The 15879-nt window shown below is 67.0% G+C and carries 13 protein-coding genes and 1 riboswitch; of the genes, 6 read left to right on the top strand and 7 right to left on the bottom strand.

What is annotated here, in order from left to right; all coding sequences use genetic code 11:
- Nucleotides 1–2: 2 nt before the first annotated feature.
- From C6A87_RS08295 to C6A87_RS08280, 4 genes are all read right to left on the bottom strand, one after another.
- Nucleotides 3–191 carry a ferredoxin gene (locus C6A87_RS08295; protein ID WP_311116797.1) on the bottom strand — a complete coding sequence of 63 codons (189 nt, stop codon included), beginning with the start codon at nucleotides 189–191 and terminating at the stop codon, nucleotides 3–5.
- A 12-nt stretch (nucleotides 192–203) separates the two neighbouring features.
- A complete protein-coding gene (locus C6A87_RS08290; RefSeq protein WP_311116796.1) occupies nucleotides 204–1406 on the bottom strand; it encodes a cytochrome P450 in 1203 nt (400 codons plus the stop codon).
- Between the two features lie 99 nt (nucleotides 1407–1505).
- Nucleotides 1506–2267 (bottom strand): hypothetical protein, encoded by a 762-nt coding sequence (locus C6A87_RS08285; RefSeq protein WP_311116795.1) that lies wholly within the window; start codon nucleotides 2265–2267, stop codon nucleotides 1506–1508.
- Nucleotides 2264–3004 (bottom strand): GntR family transcriptional regulator, encoded by a 741-nt coding sequence (locus tag C6A87_RS08280; protein WP_311116794.1) that lies wholly within the window; start codon nucleotides 3002–3004, stop codon nucleotides 2264–2266. The genes C6A87_RS08285 and C6A87_RS08280 overlap by 4 nt, the downstream gene beginning before the upstream one ends.
- Before the next feature lie 150 nt (nucleotides 3005–3154).
- Between C6A87_RS08280 and C6A87_RS08275 the strand changes: the two genes are divergently transcribed.
- Complete coding sequence (locus C6A87_RS08275) at nucleotides 3155–4675, top strand: amino acid permease (RefSeq protein WP_311116793.1); 1521 nt, start codon at nucleotides 3155–3157, stop codon at nucleotides 4673–4675.
- Between the two features lie 11 nt (nucleotides 4676–4686).
- A complete protein-coding gene (locus C6A87_RS08270; protein ID WP_311116792.1) occupies nucleotides 4687–6048 on the top strand; it encodes an NAD-dependent succinate-semialdehyde dehydrogenase in 1362 nt (453 codons plus the stop codon).
- A gap of 153 nt (nucleotides 6049–6201) precedes the next feature.
- On the opposite strand, the gene C6A87_RS08265 is transcribed toward C6A87_RS08270, so the two are convergent.
- Nucleotides 6202–7557 carry a PE-PPE domain-containing protein gene (locus C6A87_RS08265; RefSeq protein ID WP_311116791.1) on the bottom strand — a complete coding sequence of 452 codons (1356 nt, stop codon included), beginning with the start codon at nucleotides 7555–7557 and terminating at the stop codon, nucleotides 6202–6204.
- A 568-nt stretch (nucleotides 7558–8125) separates the two neighbouring features.
- Nucleotides 8126–8246, top strand: a riboswitch (cobalamin riboswitch).
- A 74-nt stretch (nucleotides 8247–8320) separates the two neighbouring features.
- Between C6A87_RS08265 and C6A87_RS08260 the strand changes: the two genes are divergently transcribed.
- From C6A87_RS08260 to C6A87_RS08250, 3 genes are read left to right on the top strand one after another with little or no spacing between them, the layout of a single operon-like run.
- The gene (locus tag C6A87_RS08260; RefSeq protein WP_311116790.1) at nucleotides 8321–9301 is read left to right on the top strand and encodes an ABC transporter substrate-binding protein; all 981 of its coding nucleotides are present in this window, start codon (nucleotides 8321–8323) and stop codon (nucleotides 9299–9301) included.
- On the top strand, nucleotides 9301–10398 hold the full coding sequence (locus C6A87_RS08255) for an iron ABC transporter permease (protein WP_311116789.1): 1098 nt from the start codon (nucleotides 9301–9303) through the stop codon (nucleotides 10396–10398). Before C6A87_RS08260 ends, C6A87_RS08255 begins: the two co-directional genes overlap by 1 nt.
- Nucleotides 10395–11201, top strand: a complete 807-nt coding sequence (locus C6A87_RS08250) for an ABC transporter ATP-binding protein (RefSeq protein WP_311116788.1) — start codon at nucleotides 10395–10397, stop codon at nucleotides 11199–11201. The genes C6A87_RS08255 and C6A87_RS08250 overlap by 4 nt, the downstream gene beginning before the upstream one ends.
- 24 nt (nucleotides 11202–11225) lie before the next feature.
- Here C6A87_RS08250 and C6A87_RS08245 read toward each other — a convergent pair whose 3' ends face one another.
- Nucleotides 11226–13466 (bottom strand): SpoIIE family protein phosphatase, encoded by a 2241-nt coding sequence (locus tag C6A87_RS08245; protein ID WP_311116787.1) that lies wholly within the window; start codon nucleotides 13464–13466, stop codon nucleotides 11226–11228.
- A 239-nt stretch (nucleotides 13467–13705) separates the two neighbouring features.
- Nucleotides 13706–14350: an MspA family porin gene (locus C6A87_RS08240; protein WP_311116786.1), complete on the bottom strand. Its 645-nt coding sequence runs from the start codon at nucleotides 14348–14350 to the stop codon at nucleotides 13706–13708.
- A gap of 664 nt (nucleotides 14351–15014) precedes the next feature.
- On the opposite strand from C6A87_RS08240, the gene C6A87_RS08235 reads away from it, so the two are divergent.
- Nucleotides 15015–15875 carry an alpha/beta fold hydrolase gene (locus tag C6A87_RS08235; protein ID WP_311116785.1) on the top strand — a complete coding sequence of 287 codons (861 nt, stop codon included), beginning with the start codon at nucleotides 15015–15017 and terminating at the stop codon, nucleotides 15873–15875.
- Nucleotides 15876–15879 lie beyond the last annotated feature (4 nt).

The following is a 15879-nucleotide window of genomic DNA, read 5'->3' as shown; positions in this document are numbered from 1 at the left end:
GATCAGTCCTTTACCACGATGGCCTGGACGGGGCAGACATCGACCGCGTCTTCGACGTAGGCGCGTTCGGAATCGTCGGGATTACCGTCGTATTCCAGGTTTCCGTCGTCATTGAGGGTGAACACGGCGGGTGCGGCGATGGCGCACTGGCCGTGGTCCTGACACTTGGCGAGATCTACGGTGACGTGCATGCGGTCGTCCTTTCAGGGGGCGGGCGTGAAGCCGATGGGCAGCGTGATCGGACCGGTGTTGCCCGAGTCGGGCAACCAGGTGGCGCCGGGCAGTTCGTGCGGATCGCGCATCCGGCGAGCCAGCAGCGGCAGCGCCTCACTCATGTCCGAGCGCGCCACGAAGTGACCGAGGCAGTGGTGGGCGCCGCCCCCGAATCCGAAGTGCGGCTTGCGCTCTGTGGTGATGTCGAATCCCGGATCGAAGACCAGTGGGTCGGTCCCGGCCGACTCGCTGTACAGGTGCACCGTGGTGCCCGCGGTGAGCATGACGCCCTCGTACTCGAAGTCCTCCAGCACCTCACGGGTCACCCAGCGCACGGTCGGGTTGACCCGCATGACCTCCTCCACGGCCTTGCCGCCGAGCTCCGGTTGTTCGGCCAGCAGCCGCCACTGATCGGGGTGGGCCATGAACGTCTGCATCGCCAGGCCGAGTTGGTTTCGGGTGGTGTCGAATCCACCGAAGATCAGCAGCACCATGGCATCTCGTAGCTCGGTGTCGCTGAGTCGGCCGTCCTCGGGGCGGGACGCGTTCACCAGTGTGGTGACGAAGTCGTCCCGCGGGTTCGCCTGCCGGTCGGCGATCAGCGCGTCGCAGTACTCGTAGAGCGTCTTGAGTGCGGCCTCGATCTTCGGCAGGTCCTGCCGGATCGTGACGCCGAGTGCCAACCCGATCGTGGCGGACTCGGCGGCGATGACCTTCCACTCGCTCTCGGGGATGCCGAGCATGATCGCGATGACGCGGGCGGCGTAGGGTTCGGCGAACTCGCTGACGAACTCGCAGCGGCCGGGTTCGGCGAAGCCGTCGATGAGTTCTTCGGCCAGCGCCTGAAACCTCGGGACAAGCCCGCCGATGAGCTTGCTGGAGAAAGCCGGGTTCATCAGCCGGCGCAGCCGATGGTGCTCTTCGCCCTCCTTGTTCAGGATCCAGCTGGCGAACCAGTCGGCGAACGGCCCTTCGGTGACGCCGTTGTGGGCCGGCCATGCCGCGCTGCCCTGCCTGAGCTTGGGGTGTTTGAGCAGCCGGTTCACCTGCTCGTAGCGCAGGACGGCGAGGCCGTACTCGGTGGTCGCGTACCAGCTGCGCTCGCGGGCCGCGTGCACCTCGGCCGAGGTGATCGAGAAGGCCGGGTCGGCGACCTCGAACACGGGGACAGAGCCGGAGAGGGCCGACGACATCAGTGCTACCTCCGAGAGTGCGACCGAGTGGTCACTAAATACTCTAGAAGTAGATCCTTGCAGTCAACAGCTGGAACGAGATTCGTCGTTAAGAGTCGGTTACGCGCCGTCAGGACCCGGGCCACGCGCATCCGCGTCGGCCTCCGGCCACGCGATGGCCAGCACCCAGCCCGTCCCGATCGGCATCTCCGCCACGTCCCGGAACGCCGCGGGGTCGGGCTCCGGACCCGCCGTGGGCATCGCGGACAGCCGGGAGCCGACGAACCAGCGCGGAGTGTTGGCCGCGACGACCCGACGCTCGGCGTTGACCACGACGGCGTCGTCCTCGACCTGGCGCAGCACGTCCAGCAGTCGGCGCTCGACGTCACCGACCACCAGGTCGGCTCCCGCGACACCGAGGAATGTCCCGCCGGCCACCACCGGCACGGTGGCGGTGATCGTGTACATGTCGGAGCCGCTGTAGTCGACGTAGGGCCCGTAGGCGACGCGCTGCTGACCGCGTTTGGCCAGCTGGTACCAGTCCATCTGCAGGTAGTCGTAGACGTCGATGCTGGTCAGGTCGAAATTCAGCCGTAGGCGGGTCACCCGGTCGTTGGTGCGCTGCCACCAGGCCAGGTAGCGCTCCATCCCGTCCACCACGAACGGCGCGGCGATGAAGCCCATGCCCCATACCGCGCGTTCCCGATGGAGTCTCTCGGCGAGCCGGCGGTGCAGTCCGCTGAAATGCGCCTCGCTCAGCGCCGCCCGTGGGGGCCGGCACCGCAGCACGTCCTCGGCGATCTCGCCGAGCAACTCGTAGTACGGCTCCAGGGACGACGACGCGGCCTCGGCGAGTTGGCGAGCCGCCTGCGACGTCGTCATGAGGAGGACCCGGTGCTGGTGAGGTCAAGGTTGATCTTGGTCAATCTGGCGAGCTGGCCCATGACATGGGCTTCGGCGAGCCTGCGCGCCTCAGAGGCGTTCTCGGACGCCACGGCCGCGGCGATCGCGTGCTGCTCCTGGACGTGCGCGGCGACATCCATCTCGGGGCCGATCGGCAGCCACACCAGCCCGGCGGCCTCGGCCTGCAGGTTGGCCTCTCGCCGGGCCAGCCTGGCCGACTGCGACGCGATCGCCACCTGGATGTGGAAGCGGCTGTCGGCGCGGATGCGATCGCCCAGGGTGGCCGCGGCACCGAGCTGGTCGGTCAGCGCGAACAGTCTGCGGACCGCGTACGGGGCCGCACGCTCGGCAGCCAGCCGCGCCGCCTGACCGGACACCGCGGTGTGCTCGTCGAAGAGGTCACGCAGGTCAGAGGCACTCATCGCGGCCAGCCGCGCGGTCAACTGGTCTACCGGCGGCCCCGGCGGGCGTCGGACGAACGACCCACCGCTGCGGCCCCTGCGCGTCTCCACCAGCTTCTGTTCGCGCAATGTCGCGAGCGCCTCACGCACGGTCATCGGCGCCACCCCGAACTGCGCCGCCAGATCGACCTCCACCGGGAGACGTTCGCCGTCGTCGAGCAGCCCGAGATGGATGGCCTCGGTGATGCGCTGGACGATCTCGTCGGCACGACCGACCGGTGCCTCGGTGGCGACCAGCGGCGACAACGACGACACGGCCACCTCCTCCGCGTCCAGCAGGCCCGACGTCGCAATCTACCCGATCTCGAAGCAATTCCGTCGTTTCTGTTGCCGGTTAAACAATAGGACTGTAGTTTTTCGGATCACTCGGGTTCCTGCATGTACCCACCGGCAGAAAGCAGGCTCATGTCCACGACGCAACCCACCTCCGACGCGCGCGGCGACGAATCCGGCAAGAGCTTCCACGACTTCCACGACCACACCGACGCCTCCCATCTGCGGGCCCTCGGTTACACATCGGAGTTCAAGCGGGACATGAGCCCGTGGGCCAACTTCTCGTTGGGCTTCACCTACCTGTCGCCCGTGGTCGGCATCTACACGCTGTTCGCCTTCGCCCTGGCGACAGGCGGTCCGCCGATGATCTGGAGCCTCCTCATTGTCGGCGTCGGGCAACTGCTCGTCGCGTTGGTGTTCTCCGAGGTCGTGGCCCAGTACCCGGTCGCCGGCGGCGTCTACCCGTGGGCCCGCCGACTGTGGGGACGCCGGTACGCATGGATGACCGGTTGGGTGTATCTGGTGGCCCTGCTGGTCACCATCGCCTCGGTCAGTTACGGCTCCGGACCGTTCATCGCCGCCACCTTCGGCATCGACGCCACGGTGAACAACGTCATCGCGTTCTCCCTGCTGCTGCTCGCACTGGCGACCGTGATCAACTTCATGGGCACGAAAGTCCTTGCCAAAGCGGCGATCATCGGGTTCAGCGCGGAGATCATCGGCGCGCTCGTGGTCGGTGGCTGGCTGCTGATCGCGCACCGCGAGCACAACATCGGCATCATCTTCGACAGCTTCGGTGCAGGCGGCGACGGCGACTACATGTGGGCGTTCGCCGCCGCGGCGTTGATCGGCCTGTACCAGTACTACGGCTTCGAGGCGTGCGGTGACGTCGCCGAGGAGGTTCGCGATCCCGGCCGGCTGATCCCGAAAGCCATGCGACGCACCATCTACATCGGCGGCGCCGCAGCGACTTTCGTGTGCCTGGCACTGGTCCTCGCGGTCGCCGACATCCCCGCCGTCATCGCCGGTGAGGACACCGACCCAGTCAGCACGGTGCTCGGCGAGGCCTTCGGACCGGTGGGCTCGAAGATCATCCTGGTGATCGTGCTGATCTCGTTCCTGTCCTGCGCGATGAGCCTGCAGGCTGCCGCGAGCCGGCTCGCGTACTCGTACGGACGCGACGAGATGATCATGGGCAGTGCGCTTCTGAAGAAGTTCTCGCCGACGCGCCACGTGCCCCCGTACGCGCTGCTGCTGGCCGCCGCCGTGCCCGCAGTGATCATCCTCGGTTCCAAGTTCTCCACCGACGCCATCACCAAGATCATCAGCTTCGCCGCGCTGGGCATCTACATCGGCTTCCAGATGGTGGTCCTGGCCGCGTTGCGGGCACGGCTGAAGGGCTGGGTGCCGAGCGGCAAGTACTCGTTGGGCAAGTGGGGCGTGCCGGTCAACATCGCCGCGCTGGTGTACGGCGTGATCGCGATGATCAACATGGCCTGGCCGCGCACGCCGGACGCACCGTGGTACGACAACTGGATCGTCGCACTGTCTGCGGCCGTGGTCATCGGAATCGGGCTGGTGTACATGATGATCCACCCCCTGCACGACAAGAGCACCGCGCCTTACGCCGACGCCATCCCTGCCGAGAAGTAGAAGGACACACTGTGACCGCCACGCAACCGCCCTACCGGACAGTCAACCCGGCGACCGGCGAGGTACTGGCAAGTTTCGACACCACCACCGATGCGGAGATCGCCGCGGCGATCTCCGCGGCCGACGACGCGTACCGGGCGTGGCGGGAGCAGCCGCTGGCAGCGCGGGTCGACGTGGTACGCAATGTCGCAGAGCTGCTGCGCAAGCGCGCACCGGATCTGGGTGAGCTGGCCCGCACGGAGATGGGCAAGAAGCTCGACGAGGGTACCGGCGAAGCCGAGTTCTCCGCGTCGATCTTCCAGTTCTACGCCGACCACGCCGCGGAGTTGCTGGCCGATCAACGCATCCCGTCGTTCTCCGGGGGCACCGCGATGGTCCGCCGCCGTCCGGTCGGTGTGCTGCTCGGCGTGATGCCATGGAACTTCCCGGTGTATCAGGTCGCGCGATTCGCTGCGCCGAACCTCGTGCTCGGCAACGCGGTCCTGCTCAAGCACGCCGAATCGGTGCCGCAGTGCGCGCTGGCCATCGAGGAGCTGTTGCGGGACGCCGGTGTGCCCGACGGGGTGTACACGAATGTGTTCGCGACGTTCGGCCAGGTGGAGACGATCATCGGAGATCCTCGGGTGCAGGGTGTCTCGGTGACCGGGTCCGAACGCGCCGGCGCTGCGGTCGCAGCGACCGCCGGCCGGGCACTGAAGAAGTGTCTACTCGAGCTCGGCGGTTCCGACCCGTTCATCGTCCTCGACGGTGATGCCGCCGAACTCGCCCGCACCGCTTGGGAGTTCCGCACCTACAACATGGGACAGGCGTGCAACTCGAACAAGCGAATGATCGTCGTCGAGGATCTCTACGACGATTTCGTCAGCGAATTGACCGCGCTGGCAGCCAGTCCCCCCGCCACGGACATCGCCCCGCTGTCCTCGCGCGCAGCCGCTGAGACGGTCGCCACGCAGGTCGCCGACGCAGTCGACAAGGGCGCCATCCTGCACGCCGGTGGAGTGCTCGCTGAAGCGCCGGCGGCGTTCTACACCCCGGCCGTGCTGAGCGGCGTCACCCCGGACATGCGGGCCTACACCGAGGAACTGTTCGGACCCGTTGCGGTCGTCTACCGCGTACGTGACGAGGACGAAGCCGTCGCGCTGGCCAACTCCTCGGTGTTCGGGCTGGGCGGGTCGGTGTTCAGCAGCGACGTCACGCGCGCGGAGAATGTGGCGCGACGACTCGACGCCGGGATGGTCAACGTCAACACCCCTGCCGGGGAAGGGCCCGACATCCCGTTCGGTGGGGTGAAGCGTTCAGGGTTCGGACGCGAGCTGGGCGCCCTCGGCATCGACGAGTTCGTCAACAAGCAGGTGTTCATCGTCGCGGACTGACCCGCGCCCACTGGACCGCACTACAGCGGGACCGCGCCAAGGGCGTGCACCAACTCGTCTCGGCGACCTACAGTTTCGCCAACCCAGATGCCGCCGACAGCGGGACGCGACTTGACGTGACGAAGACCTCGGTCGGCGGACTGTACGGCTAGGTCACGCTGCGGATGTCGACTCCGCTTCGACGGAGTCCGAATCCACTCCGTCGGTGCCGGACGTCGTCTCAGATCCCTGGCCCGCGTCCATCGACGGCGCCGTAGCGTTGTCGCTCTGCTCTACCGCCGCATCGACCTCAGCCTCGGCATCGAGTTCCGCGGCCACCTCAACATCGCCCGAAACATCCTCGGCCACCTCGGCATCGAGTTCCTCGACCACCTCGGCATCACCCGAAACATCCTCGACCACCTCGGCATCACCCGAAACATCCTCGACCACCTCGGCATCACCCGAAACATCGTCGGCCACCTCGGCATCGCTCGAGGTGTCCTCCTCGGCGGCCGGCGCGGTCGCCGTGTCGCCGGCCGCGGTACGGGCGGTAGGTGCCGTCTGAGCGTCGGCCGGCTGCTCCACGTCACCGGCGACGTCCTCCTCGACCGTCGGGGTGGACGGGGTCGCGGCGGGCGAACCAGCGGTGTTGGGGTCGGGAGCGTCGCGGGTATACCCGGCGTCGACGATCGTCCGCAGTAACGGCTCAATCGGCAGCAGGAATGGGAACACAATCACGAGCGGCAATGGCTGCCGCACAAAGTAGTTCGTCGTCACTCCGCCCAGCACGTTCGTGGTGACGGTGATGTTGTCCTCCGGCACCCTGTCCAGGTTGTCGAACATGACCGGCACATGGACGAAGATCTCACCCAGCACCGCGTTGGCGACAGCCAGAAGGTTCCACCAGCGCTGCGGGAAGTCCGCGAACCCGTCGTACTCCCCTGTGACAGTCACAAGATCGTATTGGGTCACCGGTGGCGGCCTGAACGTGTAATTGAGTATCGGGTTGTACACCACCTTGTCGTTCTGGCGGGTGGTGTCCTCGACGGTGTAGAAGTCGAAGACTTCCTTAGGGGGAGCGTTGGTTTGAGCTTGCAGGTTACGCAGCACATCATCGACGACCAGGTTGCCTGCGGACAGGCCGACCACCGTGACCCGCTCGCCCTCCACGTAATTGCCGTCCTCGTCCTTGATCCGGTCGAGGGCGAGCTGGATTTGATTGGTGAGGCTCTCGATGCCGACATTGACCGATTCGGTCAGACTGTCGCTGAACAGGCCGGTAAACGGCCGTGCCTCGGCGGGCCACTCCACACTGACGAGTTCCTGGTTGCGGAACCTTCCGCCGAGGATATTCCGCATAACAAGGTTCGACAGCGACGGCGTATAGATGCCGCCGATGATCAGCGCCGAGGACTGAGCCTCCGCCGCCTGGGTCGCCGTAGTGGTAGCGAGCATTGTGGCGGCGACCGCCGCTCCGCAAAAGACACCCGCCTTGCGTGCACCATTTTTCATCGGTTCTCCGTCCAACGCAGAAGCTTCTCGGCCGGGATCCGGCCACCCCAGGAGAATAATTGGAGAAATTCGGCACCTGCCAGCTATTTGTCAGGCGTTCTAATAGCCATTGTTCTGGCAAAGCATTTCGCCATCGCCCCAGCGGCCGGGCGACCATCTTTCGCAATGTCCGCAATCACCGCGTATACCGTTTCCTTACTGGTCCTGCGCGGCGGCCGCTTTACTACCCCTTCGGATATCGGAGATGCCCGGGCGCACGGAGCTGCGTGCATGTCCGACGTTGCTGAATAAGGCTCAGTAAACGATTATAAAGTCTGCGGACAAGATCGGAAATCCATAGTTTATGCGACGTTTGCAATTACTTTCCCTCGGAATCAATTGCGTGCACTTTTCGCCCCAATCGTGTGGTGGCGGTACGCCTGCCGAGAAAACAATGCCGAAGTATTTTCTAGGGAAAGCACGACGGCGATCGCGCGAGCGTCCACGGCCGAAAAGGCACAGGGACCACACCCGCAGACCGGACCGAGTGCTTGTCAGCTATTGTCAGCGTGGCCGGTCGGCCTGACCGGCTCCGACGAGCAGGCAGGAAGCCGGTGTGAATCCGGCATGGTCCCGCCACTGTGACCGGGGAGCGAACCCCTCGTCGACCACGGCCGCCAGGCTGGAAGGTCGGGGCGAGCGTCGATCCGGGAGTCAGGATACTGCTCTCGTCGGCCCCTCTCGCTGGGACGTGGAGATCCCGGATGGAGCCGATGCAATGCCTTTCACGACACCATTCATGACGCAGTCGCGCCGACGCGGCGCACTCGTGCTGTCCGCCCTCGCAGTCGCAGTGTCGGGCTGCGCACCCGAAGCATCGGAGTCGCCGGAAGCGGTGGACCGCAACGGTTTCCCGGTGACGATCGACAACTGCGGCCAACAGATCGTCGTCGAGACACCGCCGCGGAGCGCGATCGGATATTTCCAGCACCCGGTCGAGTTGATGCTCGAACTGGGCCTGCGGGACTCCGTCGCGGCGACCGTCTATCCGGACAACCCTCCCCTGCCCCGCCACGACGAGGCCTACCGCGCCATCCCCGAGCTGTCGAACAAGGATGCGTCGCTGGAGCAACTGCTTTCGGTCGCACCTGATTTCGTCTACGGCGGTTACGCCAGCGCGTTCGACGAGTCGGCCGGGCGGTCCAGGCAGGCACTCACCGACGCGGGGGTGACCACGTATCTCAACCCGGAATACTGTGCTACCGAACCCATCACGATGGACGACGTGTACGGCGAAGTCCGCACCATCGCTGAGATCTTCGGCGTCGGAGAGCGGGCCGACGCCCTGGTCGAGACCATGCAGTCCAGCGTCGACAGCGCCCGGGAGCGCGTCGCCGGTGTCGAACCGCTCAAGGCGTTCGTGTACGACAGCGGCGAGGACTCCGCCTTCACCGCGGGCCGGCAGGGCATCGGTAACCAGATCATCGACCTGGCGGGCGCGACGAACATCTTCGCCGACCTCGACGACACGTTCGCCGACGTGTCCTGGGAGCAGGTGATCGAGCGCAACCCCGACGTGATCGTCATCTACGACTATTTCGGCACCCCGTCGGTGGAGCAGAAGAAGCAGTTCCTCAAGAGCAGACCGGAACTGGCGACCGTCACCGCGATCCGGGACGACCGCTTCGCGGTGCTGACCCTGCAGGACGCGGTGCTCGGCATCCGTGCCCCGTTCGCGGTCGAAGCCCTGGCGCGGCAACTCCATCCCGACCGGTTCTGATGAGCGCTCCGGTGGTCGCAGTCGACCGGACCGAGCCCGGCCGCGGCGGAAGCCGCCGTCCGCCCTACCCGCTCGTGCTCGTCGGGCTCTCGGTCCTGCTCGTCGGCTCGATGGTCGCCGGCCTGGCCATCGGCTCCATCGCCATAGCGCCTGCGGACGTCGTGCGCAGTGTCGGGGCCGCGCTGTTCCCGTCGGTCGTCGACGCCGACGTCGCTCCGCATGTCCATACGGTCGTCACCCAGGTGCGCGCCCCCCGCGTGCTGCTCGGCGCGGTGGTCGGCGCGGGCCTCGCGGTGATCGGCATGACCCTTCAGGCGCTCGTGCGCAATCCGCTGGCCGAGCCGTTCCTTCTCGGGGTGTCCTCGGGCGCCTCGGTGGGGGCTGTGGCGGTGATCGTGTCCGGGATCGGTTTCGCCGGCTGGCTCTCCCCCTCCGTGGCCGCGTTCGCCGGATCGTTGGCTGCGTTGACCCTGGTCTACGGATTGTCCAGCGCCGCAGGCCAGATCACCACCACTCGGCTGGTCCTGGCCGGTGTCGCGGTGTCCTACGTGCTCTCGGCGCTCACCAGTCTGATGTTGCTCACCGCAGACAGTGGAGACCGCGCCCGCCAGGTGCTGACCTGGTTGCTCGGCGGACTGGGCAGCGCGCGCTGGGACACCCTGTGGCTGCCGCTGGCCGTCGTGGTCACCGGACTGATCCTGCTGCTGGCTCAGGCCCGCACCCTGAACGTGTTACTCGCCGGCGATGCCGCGGCGACCACGATGGGCGTCGACACCGCCCGCTTCCGTGCCCAGATGTTCGTCCTGACCTCTCTGCTGACCGGTGTGCTGGTCGCCGCGAGCGGCCCTATCGGGTTCGTGGGTCTGATCCTGCCGCATGCCGTGCGGTTGATCGTCGGGAGCGATCATCGGCACGCTCTACCCGCTGCGGCACTGGCGGGCGCCAGCTTCCTGGTTCTTGCCGACATCGCGGCGCGGACTCTGGCCTCGCCTCAGGAGATTCCGGTCGGCGTCCTCACCGCACTGTGCGGCGGTCCGTTCTTCCTGTGGCTTTTGCGCCGGGATGCGCGCCGTGCCGCCACCGGAGCGCAGCAGTGAACGCGGCACGGCTGGAGATCACCGACCTCTGCGTGATCCGCGGCGCGCGGCGCGTGCTGGACCGCGTGTGCCTGACCGCGCACCCGGGCGCCGTGATCGGCGTCGTCGGCCCCAACGGCTGCGGAAAGTCGACACTGCTGCAAGCGGTGCTCCGGATCCTGTCGCCGGCGTCGGGTTCGATCACGATCGACGGCGTCTCCGTCACCTCGATGCGGCCACGGCAGCTGGCACGGACGGCTGCGGCCGTATTACAGGACGCTACCGGCGATTTCGACCTGCAGGTGCGCGACGTCGTCGCGATGGGCCGGGCGCCCCACAAGCGGAGGTTCCAGGGCGACAGTGCCGCCGACGACGCGGTCATCGCCGAGTCGCTGGCTCTGGTCGGCGCCGTCGATCTGACCGATCGGGCTTTCGCGCTGCTGTCGGGCGGGGAGCGGCAACGGGTTCTGGTGGCGCGGGCGCTGGCACAGCAACCGCGGCTGCTGGTGATGGACGAGCCGACCAATCACCTCGACGTGCGGCACCAGTTCGACGTGCTCGCGCTGCCCGCCCGGCTCGGCGTGACGGCGGTGATCGCGCTGCACGACCTGAACCTGGCCGCCCACTACTGCGACGAGGTGGTGGTGCTGCGCGACGGGATCCAGGTGTGCGCCGGCCCGCCCGAAGGCGTGCTCACCGCCGAGCTGATCGCCGAGGTCTGGGGCGTGACCGCCGCCGTCGGCCCGCACCCGCAGACAGGGAGGCCGCACGTGACCTTCGACCCGTCATGCGGTGCGGATCGGCTCGTGGCCACACAATGGTGACGCGCGGAGCCCGGGCGGGGGCATTCAGAGCCGGCGCAGCGCGACGACGGTGACGTCGTCGTCGGTGTGCCCGGCCGCCATCGCCGACCAGATCGACGACGCGTCGGGCACCGACTCGCGGCCCAGCGTCGCGGCCACCAGGTCGAGGCCGTCGTCGATCACCCCGCCGCGGCGCTCGACCAGTCCATCGGAGAACATCACCATGCCGTGCCCCGGTTCGAGGGTGAATTCGCTGAGCGTGTAGACCCCGCCGTTGACACCGATCGGCGGGGAAAGCCGAATCGGCGCCGCCGGCGCGGGCGAGACCTCGTTCGTCAGGAACGGCATCAGATGCCCGGCCGCGGTGGCCTCGACCCGGCCGGAGTCGAGGTCGATCCGCACGACGAGCGCCGTGGCGAACGCCCCCGGCAGCATGTGCAGCGCAAACTCGTTGAGTAGCCGGACGGCCTCGTCCGGCGCCGCCCCGGCGAACAGGTGCGCGCGAAGAGCGTTGCGCAACTGCGCCATCGTGCCGGCGACGGTGACTCCGTGTCCGGCGACATCCCCGACCACCACGACCAGCCTGCCGTCGCGCAGCTCGAACGCGTCGTACCAGTCACCGCCGACACGGTCGCCCTCGGCCGGTTCATAGTGCGCAGAAAGTTGCCAGTCCTGCAGTACCGGAACGGATTCGGGCATCAAGCTGCGCTGCACCAGCTCCGCGACGACCAGCGCTCCTCGCGTGCGGTGGTACAGCACCTCCACCAGGTGGCGGCGCATCGCGTCGGCGGAGTCGATCTCGGTCTCGGTCCACGGCTCACTCCGGTCGCGGACGACCTCACGCCACCGGTCGAATGACTTACGGGGACTGAGCCTGACGCCGTCGCCCTCGCTGACGGCGATCGCCTTGTTGTGCGGGTCGCCGCCCCAGTCCACCGAACGCAATGCCTCGCGCCGGAACCACGCAACGTACTGGCCTTCAGGCAGTTTGAGCACCAGTGCACCGGCCGCGGGTACCGGCCCGGGCTCGAGTCCGGGTATCGCCGCCTGCAGGCTCTCGGTGTGTGCGATGTCGTCCTCGAGTTCTCGAGCCCATGCCACGACCGCGGCCACCACCTCGGGCGCCAGCACCGAGCCTGTCTCCCGTCGCCGGCCCCCGATGTCGACGACGACGCCGTCGCCGGGTACCAGGTCGAGCAGGTCCGGTCCGCTCAGCAGAGCCGTCGCCAGCGGCTTGGCGGCGTCCAGCGTGGCTGTGGTGAGTTTGGCCAGTACCGCCTGGGCGGCCAGTCGTCGGTGCAACCGGTCGTCGTCGAACTGGTCGACGAGCCGCAGCGACAGCGTGGATCCGAGGAACTCCGCGGCTGCCCGTACCCCGTACGGCGGCAGGTGCGGTCCGGCGTAGTGATGGCACGCGATCAGACCCCACAACCGCCCATGCCGCAGCAGCGAGATCGACATCGAGGCGTGCACACCCATGTTCCGCAGATACTCCAGATGGATGGGCGACACGCTGCGCAAGGTGGCATGGGTGAGATCCAGCGGCTCGCCGGCCGGGTCGACGGCGGGCACCAGCGGCACGGGAACGTAGTCGACGTCCGAGATCAGCCGCAGCCAACTCTTCTCGTACAGCGCCCGCGCCTGGGCGGGGATGTCGGTGGCCGGGTAGTGCAGACCGAGGAAGGAGTTCAGGTCTTCGCGTTTGCATTCCGCGACCACCTCACCGTTGTATTCCGCGTCGTAGCGGTAGATCATCACCCGGTCGAAGCCGGTGAGTTCGCGCACGGCACGGGCGGCCACCCCGTACAGCTCGGTCAGCCCCACCGCACGGTTGAGCTCCTCGACGGAACTACGCACCGCCGCATAGGTGTTGGGGAACGCGTAGGGCCGCTCACCGTAGGCGATCTCGAGCTCGACGAGCAGGACTCCCCCAGGTTCGCGATGCAGGATCGCGTCGAACGCACGCGCGGTGCCGGCGACGTCGAGCACACATTCGACCGGGTTGCGTCGGTGCAGGTCGCCGACGATCGATGCCGCTGTGGCCACTTTCGCCGACTGGTCGGCGCCCATCAGAGCCGAGAGATGGCGGCCGAGCACGTCCTCCACCGCGTGGCCGAGCACGTCGGCGACGTTGGCGCTGACTTGCCGGATCCGGAAGTCGGGCTCATCCACCACCACCAGTACCCCGCGGGGCTGGACACTGCCGGGGATGTGGATCGGTTCGCGGGCGCAGTTGTCGAGGTCGATCGGTGTGCCCACCGGGACCAGGCCATCGGCGCCGGTCACGCGAACCCCCGGCACGGACCGGATTCCCGTCCGTGTGAAGCCCCTAGCGTTCGATGACCGATGGTGTGCCCTCCGCTTCGGCTCAGTCAGTGGCCCGGCTTTCGGGCCGACACCTGGCAGCCATCAAACCAGCCGGTCGGGCGACGGGGCCCCGATCGGCCCGGACGGTCCTGCCGGGTGCGGGTGCCGGGACGAAAGTGGCCCCCCGGCTCGCGCCGGGGGGCCACCGTCGAGATGGGTCAGTTCATGTTCCAGGGCTCGCCGTAGGTGGTGACGCTGTCACCGGTCGACGAGATCAGGCGGGCGAACGGACGCAGCAGCACGCCACCGGCAGCACCGGTCACCGTGCCGTGGGCGTTGGACACCACGACCGAGCCGCCGGGGCCGGCCACGTCCACCGAGAAGGTCGCGACCTCCTGGATGCCGGGGCCGTTGCCCAGGTCCGCGGAGATCGACACACCCGGGAACAGCGGCGGGGTCACGATGCTGTCGCCGAAGCCCAGCAGCGGGTCGGCGAAGTCCAGCCCGTAACCGTCGAACGCGATGTTCGGAGTGGTGTAGCTGAAGTTGATGCCCACACCCAGCGACCACGGGAAGCCGACCTGGTAGCCCAGCTCCAGCGTGCCCTCGAACTCGTCGGCACCCTCGCCGGCCACGATGTAGCTGGCCTTACCCGAGTGGAACCACTCACGGGTCAGCCGGTTGCGGTCCAACGGGAACACGCCGTTGAGGAACGTGTCCCACTGCTGAACCGTCAGCGTCCGGCCCTGGCCGTCGACCACGCTCAGCTCATTGTCCAGCCCCGCATGAGAGGTGCCAGTGCTGGCGAACAGCGCAGCGATGGCCGCGACCATCGCGATCAACATCCGACTGATTGTCTTCATGGATCTCCCTTGGAATTCGACGGCGTAGCCGTCGATCGTCGTACCTGGCTGAATACTGGCGACCTTCCGGACCCGGATGGGCGGGAGATCAGGACCTCCTGAATTTCCGCTTTCTCACGTGGCCTTAAGCCGGACCTAATGTAATTCATATCGAACGGATGCGCCCGCCGTGCAACATCTCGGAGCCGATTTTCACAGCCAACCTCCAGTCTATTTGCAGAAGCAACAATAGAGGCGGGGCCCACACCTCGCCGATATGGCTGTGACCAGCGCATTCATCTCGATCATCACGATGGGAAGCACCGCACATTTCACAGAAACAGATCCCGGAAAATAATTGACGCGAGAGACAACCACGGTCAGTTGTTTGCGCATTCAATAAAAATGGGTTTTCAGCCATGTTGAATTCATTTGCAGACTTCTCACAGACTTTTGTTGCCCCCGCGTGATGCCGAGTTTGCCTCTTCTTCCCAATTCCGCTGGTGACGGCCCGGTATGCGATTCGCTGGGCCGCTACGGACCGTCGCCTGGCAGTTTCGGCCGGTCATTAAGAAATGCGACCCTCGTCACATCCCGCCCGCGGGCCCGCGCACGCGGCCGAAGCCGACGGCCACTCACCGGAACCCTGGTCGTCGCCCCGCGGGCGATGAGGTGGAATCACAGGATGACAGTCGACTACCACGAGACCTTGCGGGAGATCAGCACTCCGTCCGGCGTGCTGCGCTATCACGAGGCCGGCGACGGTCCGGCACTCCTGCTCTTGCACGGCTCCGGGCCGGGGGTGACAGGTTGGCGGAACTACCGCGGCAACCTGGAGGTGTTCGCGCGGCACTTCCGGTGCCTGGTTCTGGAGTTCCCGGGCTTCGGCGTCAGTGACGATTTCGGCGGACACCCGTTGCTGGACGCCCAGGGCGCGGTCATCACGTTCGCCGACGCGCTGGGGTTGGACCGGGTCGACGTCATCGGCAACTCCATGGGGGGCGGGGTCGGCATCAACTTCGCGATCAACCACCCCGACCGGATCGGCAAGCTGGTGACCATCGGCGGCATCGGGACCAACATCTTCAGCCCCGGCCCGAGCGAGGGCATCCGACTGCTGCAGGAGTTCACCGAGGAGCCCACCCGCCAACGCCTGATCGACTGGCTGCGCTCGATGGTCTACGACCCCGCTCTGGTCACCGACGAGCTGATCGAGGAACGCTGGGCGCTGGCCACTGACCCGGAGACCCTCGCGGCCGCCCGGCGGATGTACGGCAAGGCCGCGTTCGCGGCGATGATGGCGATGATGCGCAAGGCCGACGTGCCGATGCCGTGGGCGACGATGCACAAAGTGTCGGCCCCCACGCTGCTCACCTGGGGCCGTGACGATCGGGTCAGTCCGCTCGACATGGCTCTGGTGCCGATGCGCACGATCCCGAACGCGGAGTTTCACGTGTTCCCGAACTGTGGGCACTGGGTGATGATCGAGGCGAAGGACGCGTTCGAGCGGACGGTCCTGGCGTTCCTCGCCGGGGGCGGCGCTTAGGCCT

The organism is Mycobacterium sp. ITM-2016-00317 (assembly GCF_002968295.1).
In the GTDB taxonomy this organism is placed as follows: Bacteria; Actinomycetota; Actinomycetes; order Mycobacteriales; family Mycobacteriaceae; genus Mycobacterium.
The sequence above is the reverse complement of the archived record's forward strand: the minus strand, read 5'-3'. Positions and strand labels throughout refer to the sequence as shown.

Bases quoted from the DNA above. Each gene is read 5' to 3' on its own strand.
- C6A87_RS08295 (WP_311116797.1), bottom strand. From the start codon at position 191: ATGCACGTCACCGTAGATCTCGCCAAGTGTCAGGACCACGGCCAGTGC.
- C6A87_RS08290 (WP_311116796.1), bottom strand. From the start codon at position 1,406: ATGTCGTCGGCCCTCTCCGGCTCTGTCCCCGTGTTCGAGGTCGCCGAC.
- C6A87_RS08285 (WP_311116795.1), bottom strand. From the start codon at position 2,267: ATGACGACGTCGCAGGCGGCTCGCCAACTCGCCGAGGCCGCGTCGTCG.
- C6A87_RS08275 (WP_311116793.1), top strand. From the start codon at position 3,155: ATGTCCACGACGCAACCCACCTCCGACGCGCGCGGCGACGAATCCGGC.
- C6A87_RS08260 (WP_311116790.1), top strand. From the start codon at position 8,321: ATGACGCAGTCGCGCCGACGCGGCGCACTCGTGCTGTCCGCCCTCGCA.
- C6A87_RS08255 (WP_311116789.1), top strand. From the start codon at position 9,301: ATGAGCGCTCCGGTGGTCGCAGTCGACCGGACCGAGCCCGGCCGCGGC.
- C6A87_RS08240 (WP_311116786.1), bottom strand. From the start codon at position 14,350: ATGAAGACAATCAGTCGGATGTTGATCGCGATGGTCGCGGCCATCGCT.
- C6A87_RS08235 (WP_311116785.1), top strand. From the start codon at position 15,015: ATGACAGTCGACTACCACGAGACCTTGCGGGAGATCAGCACTCCGTCC.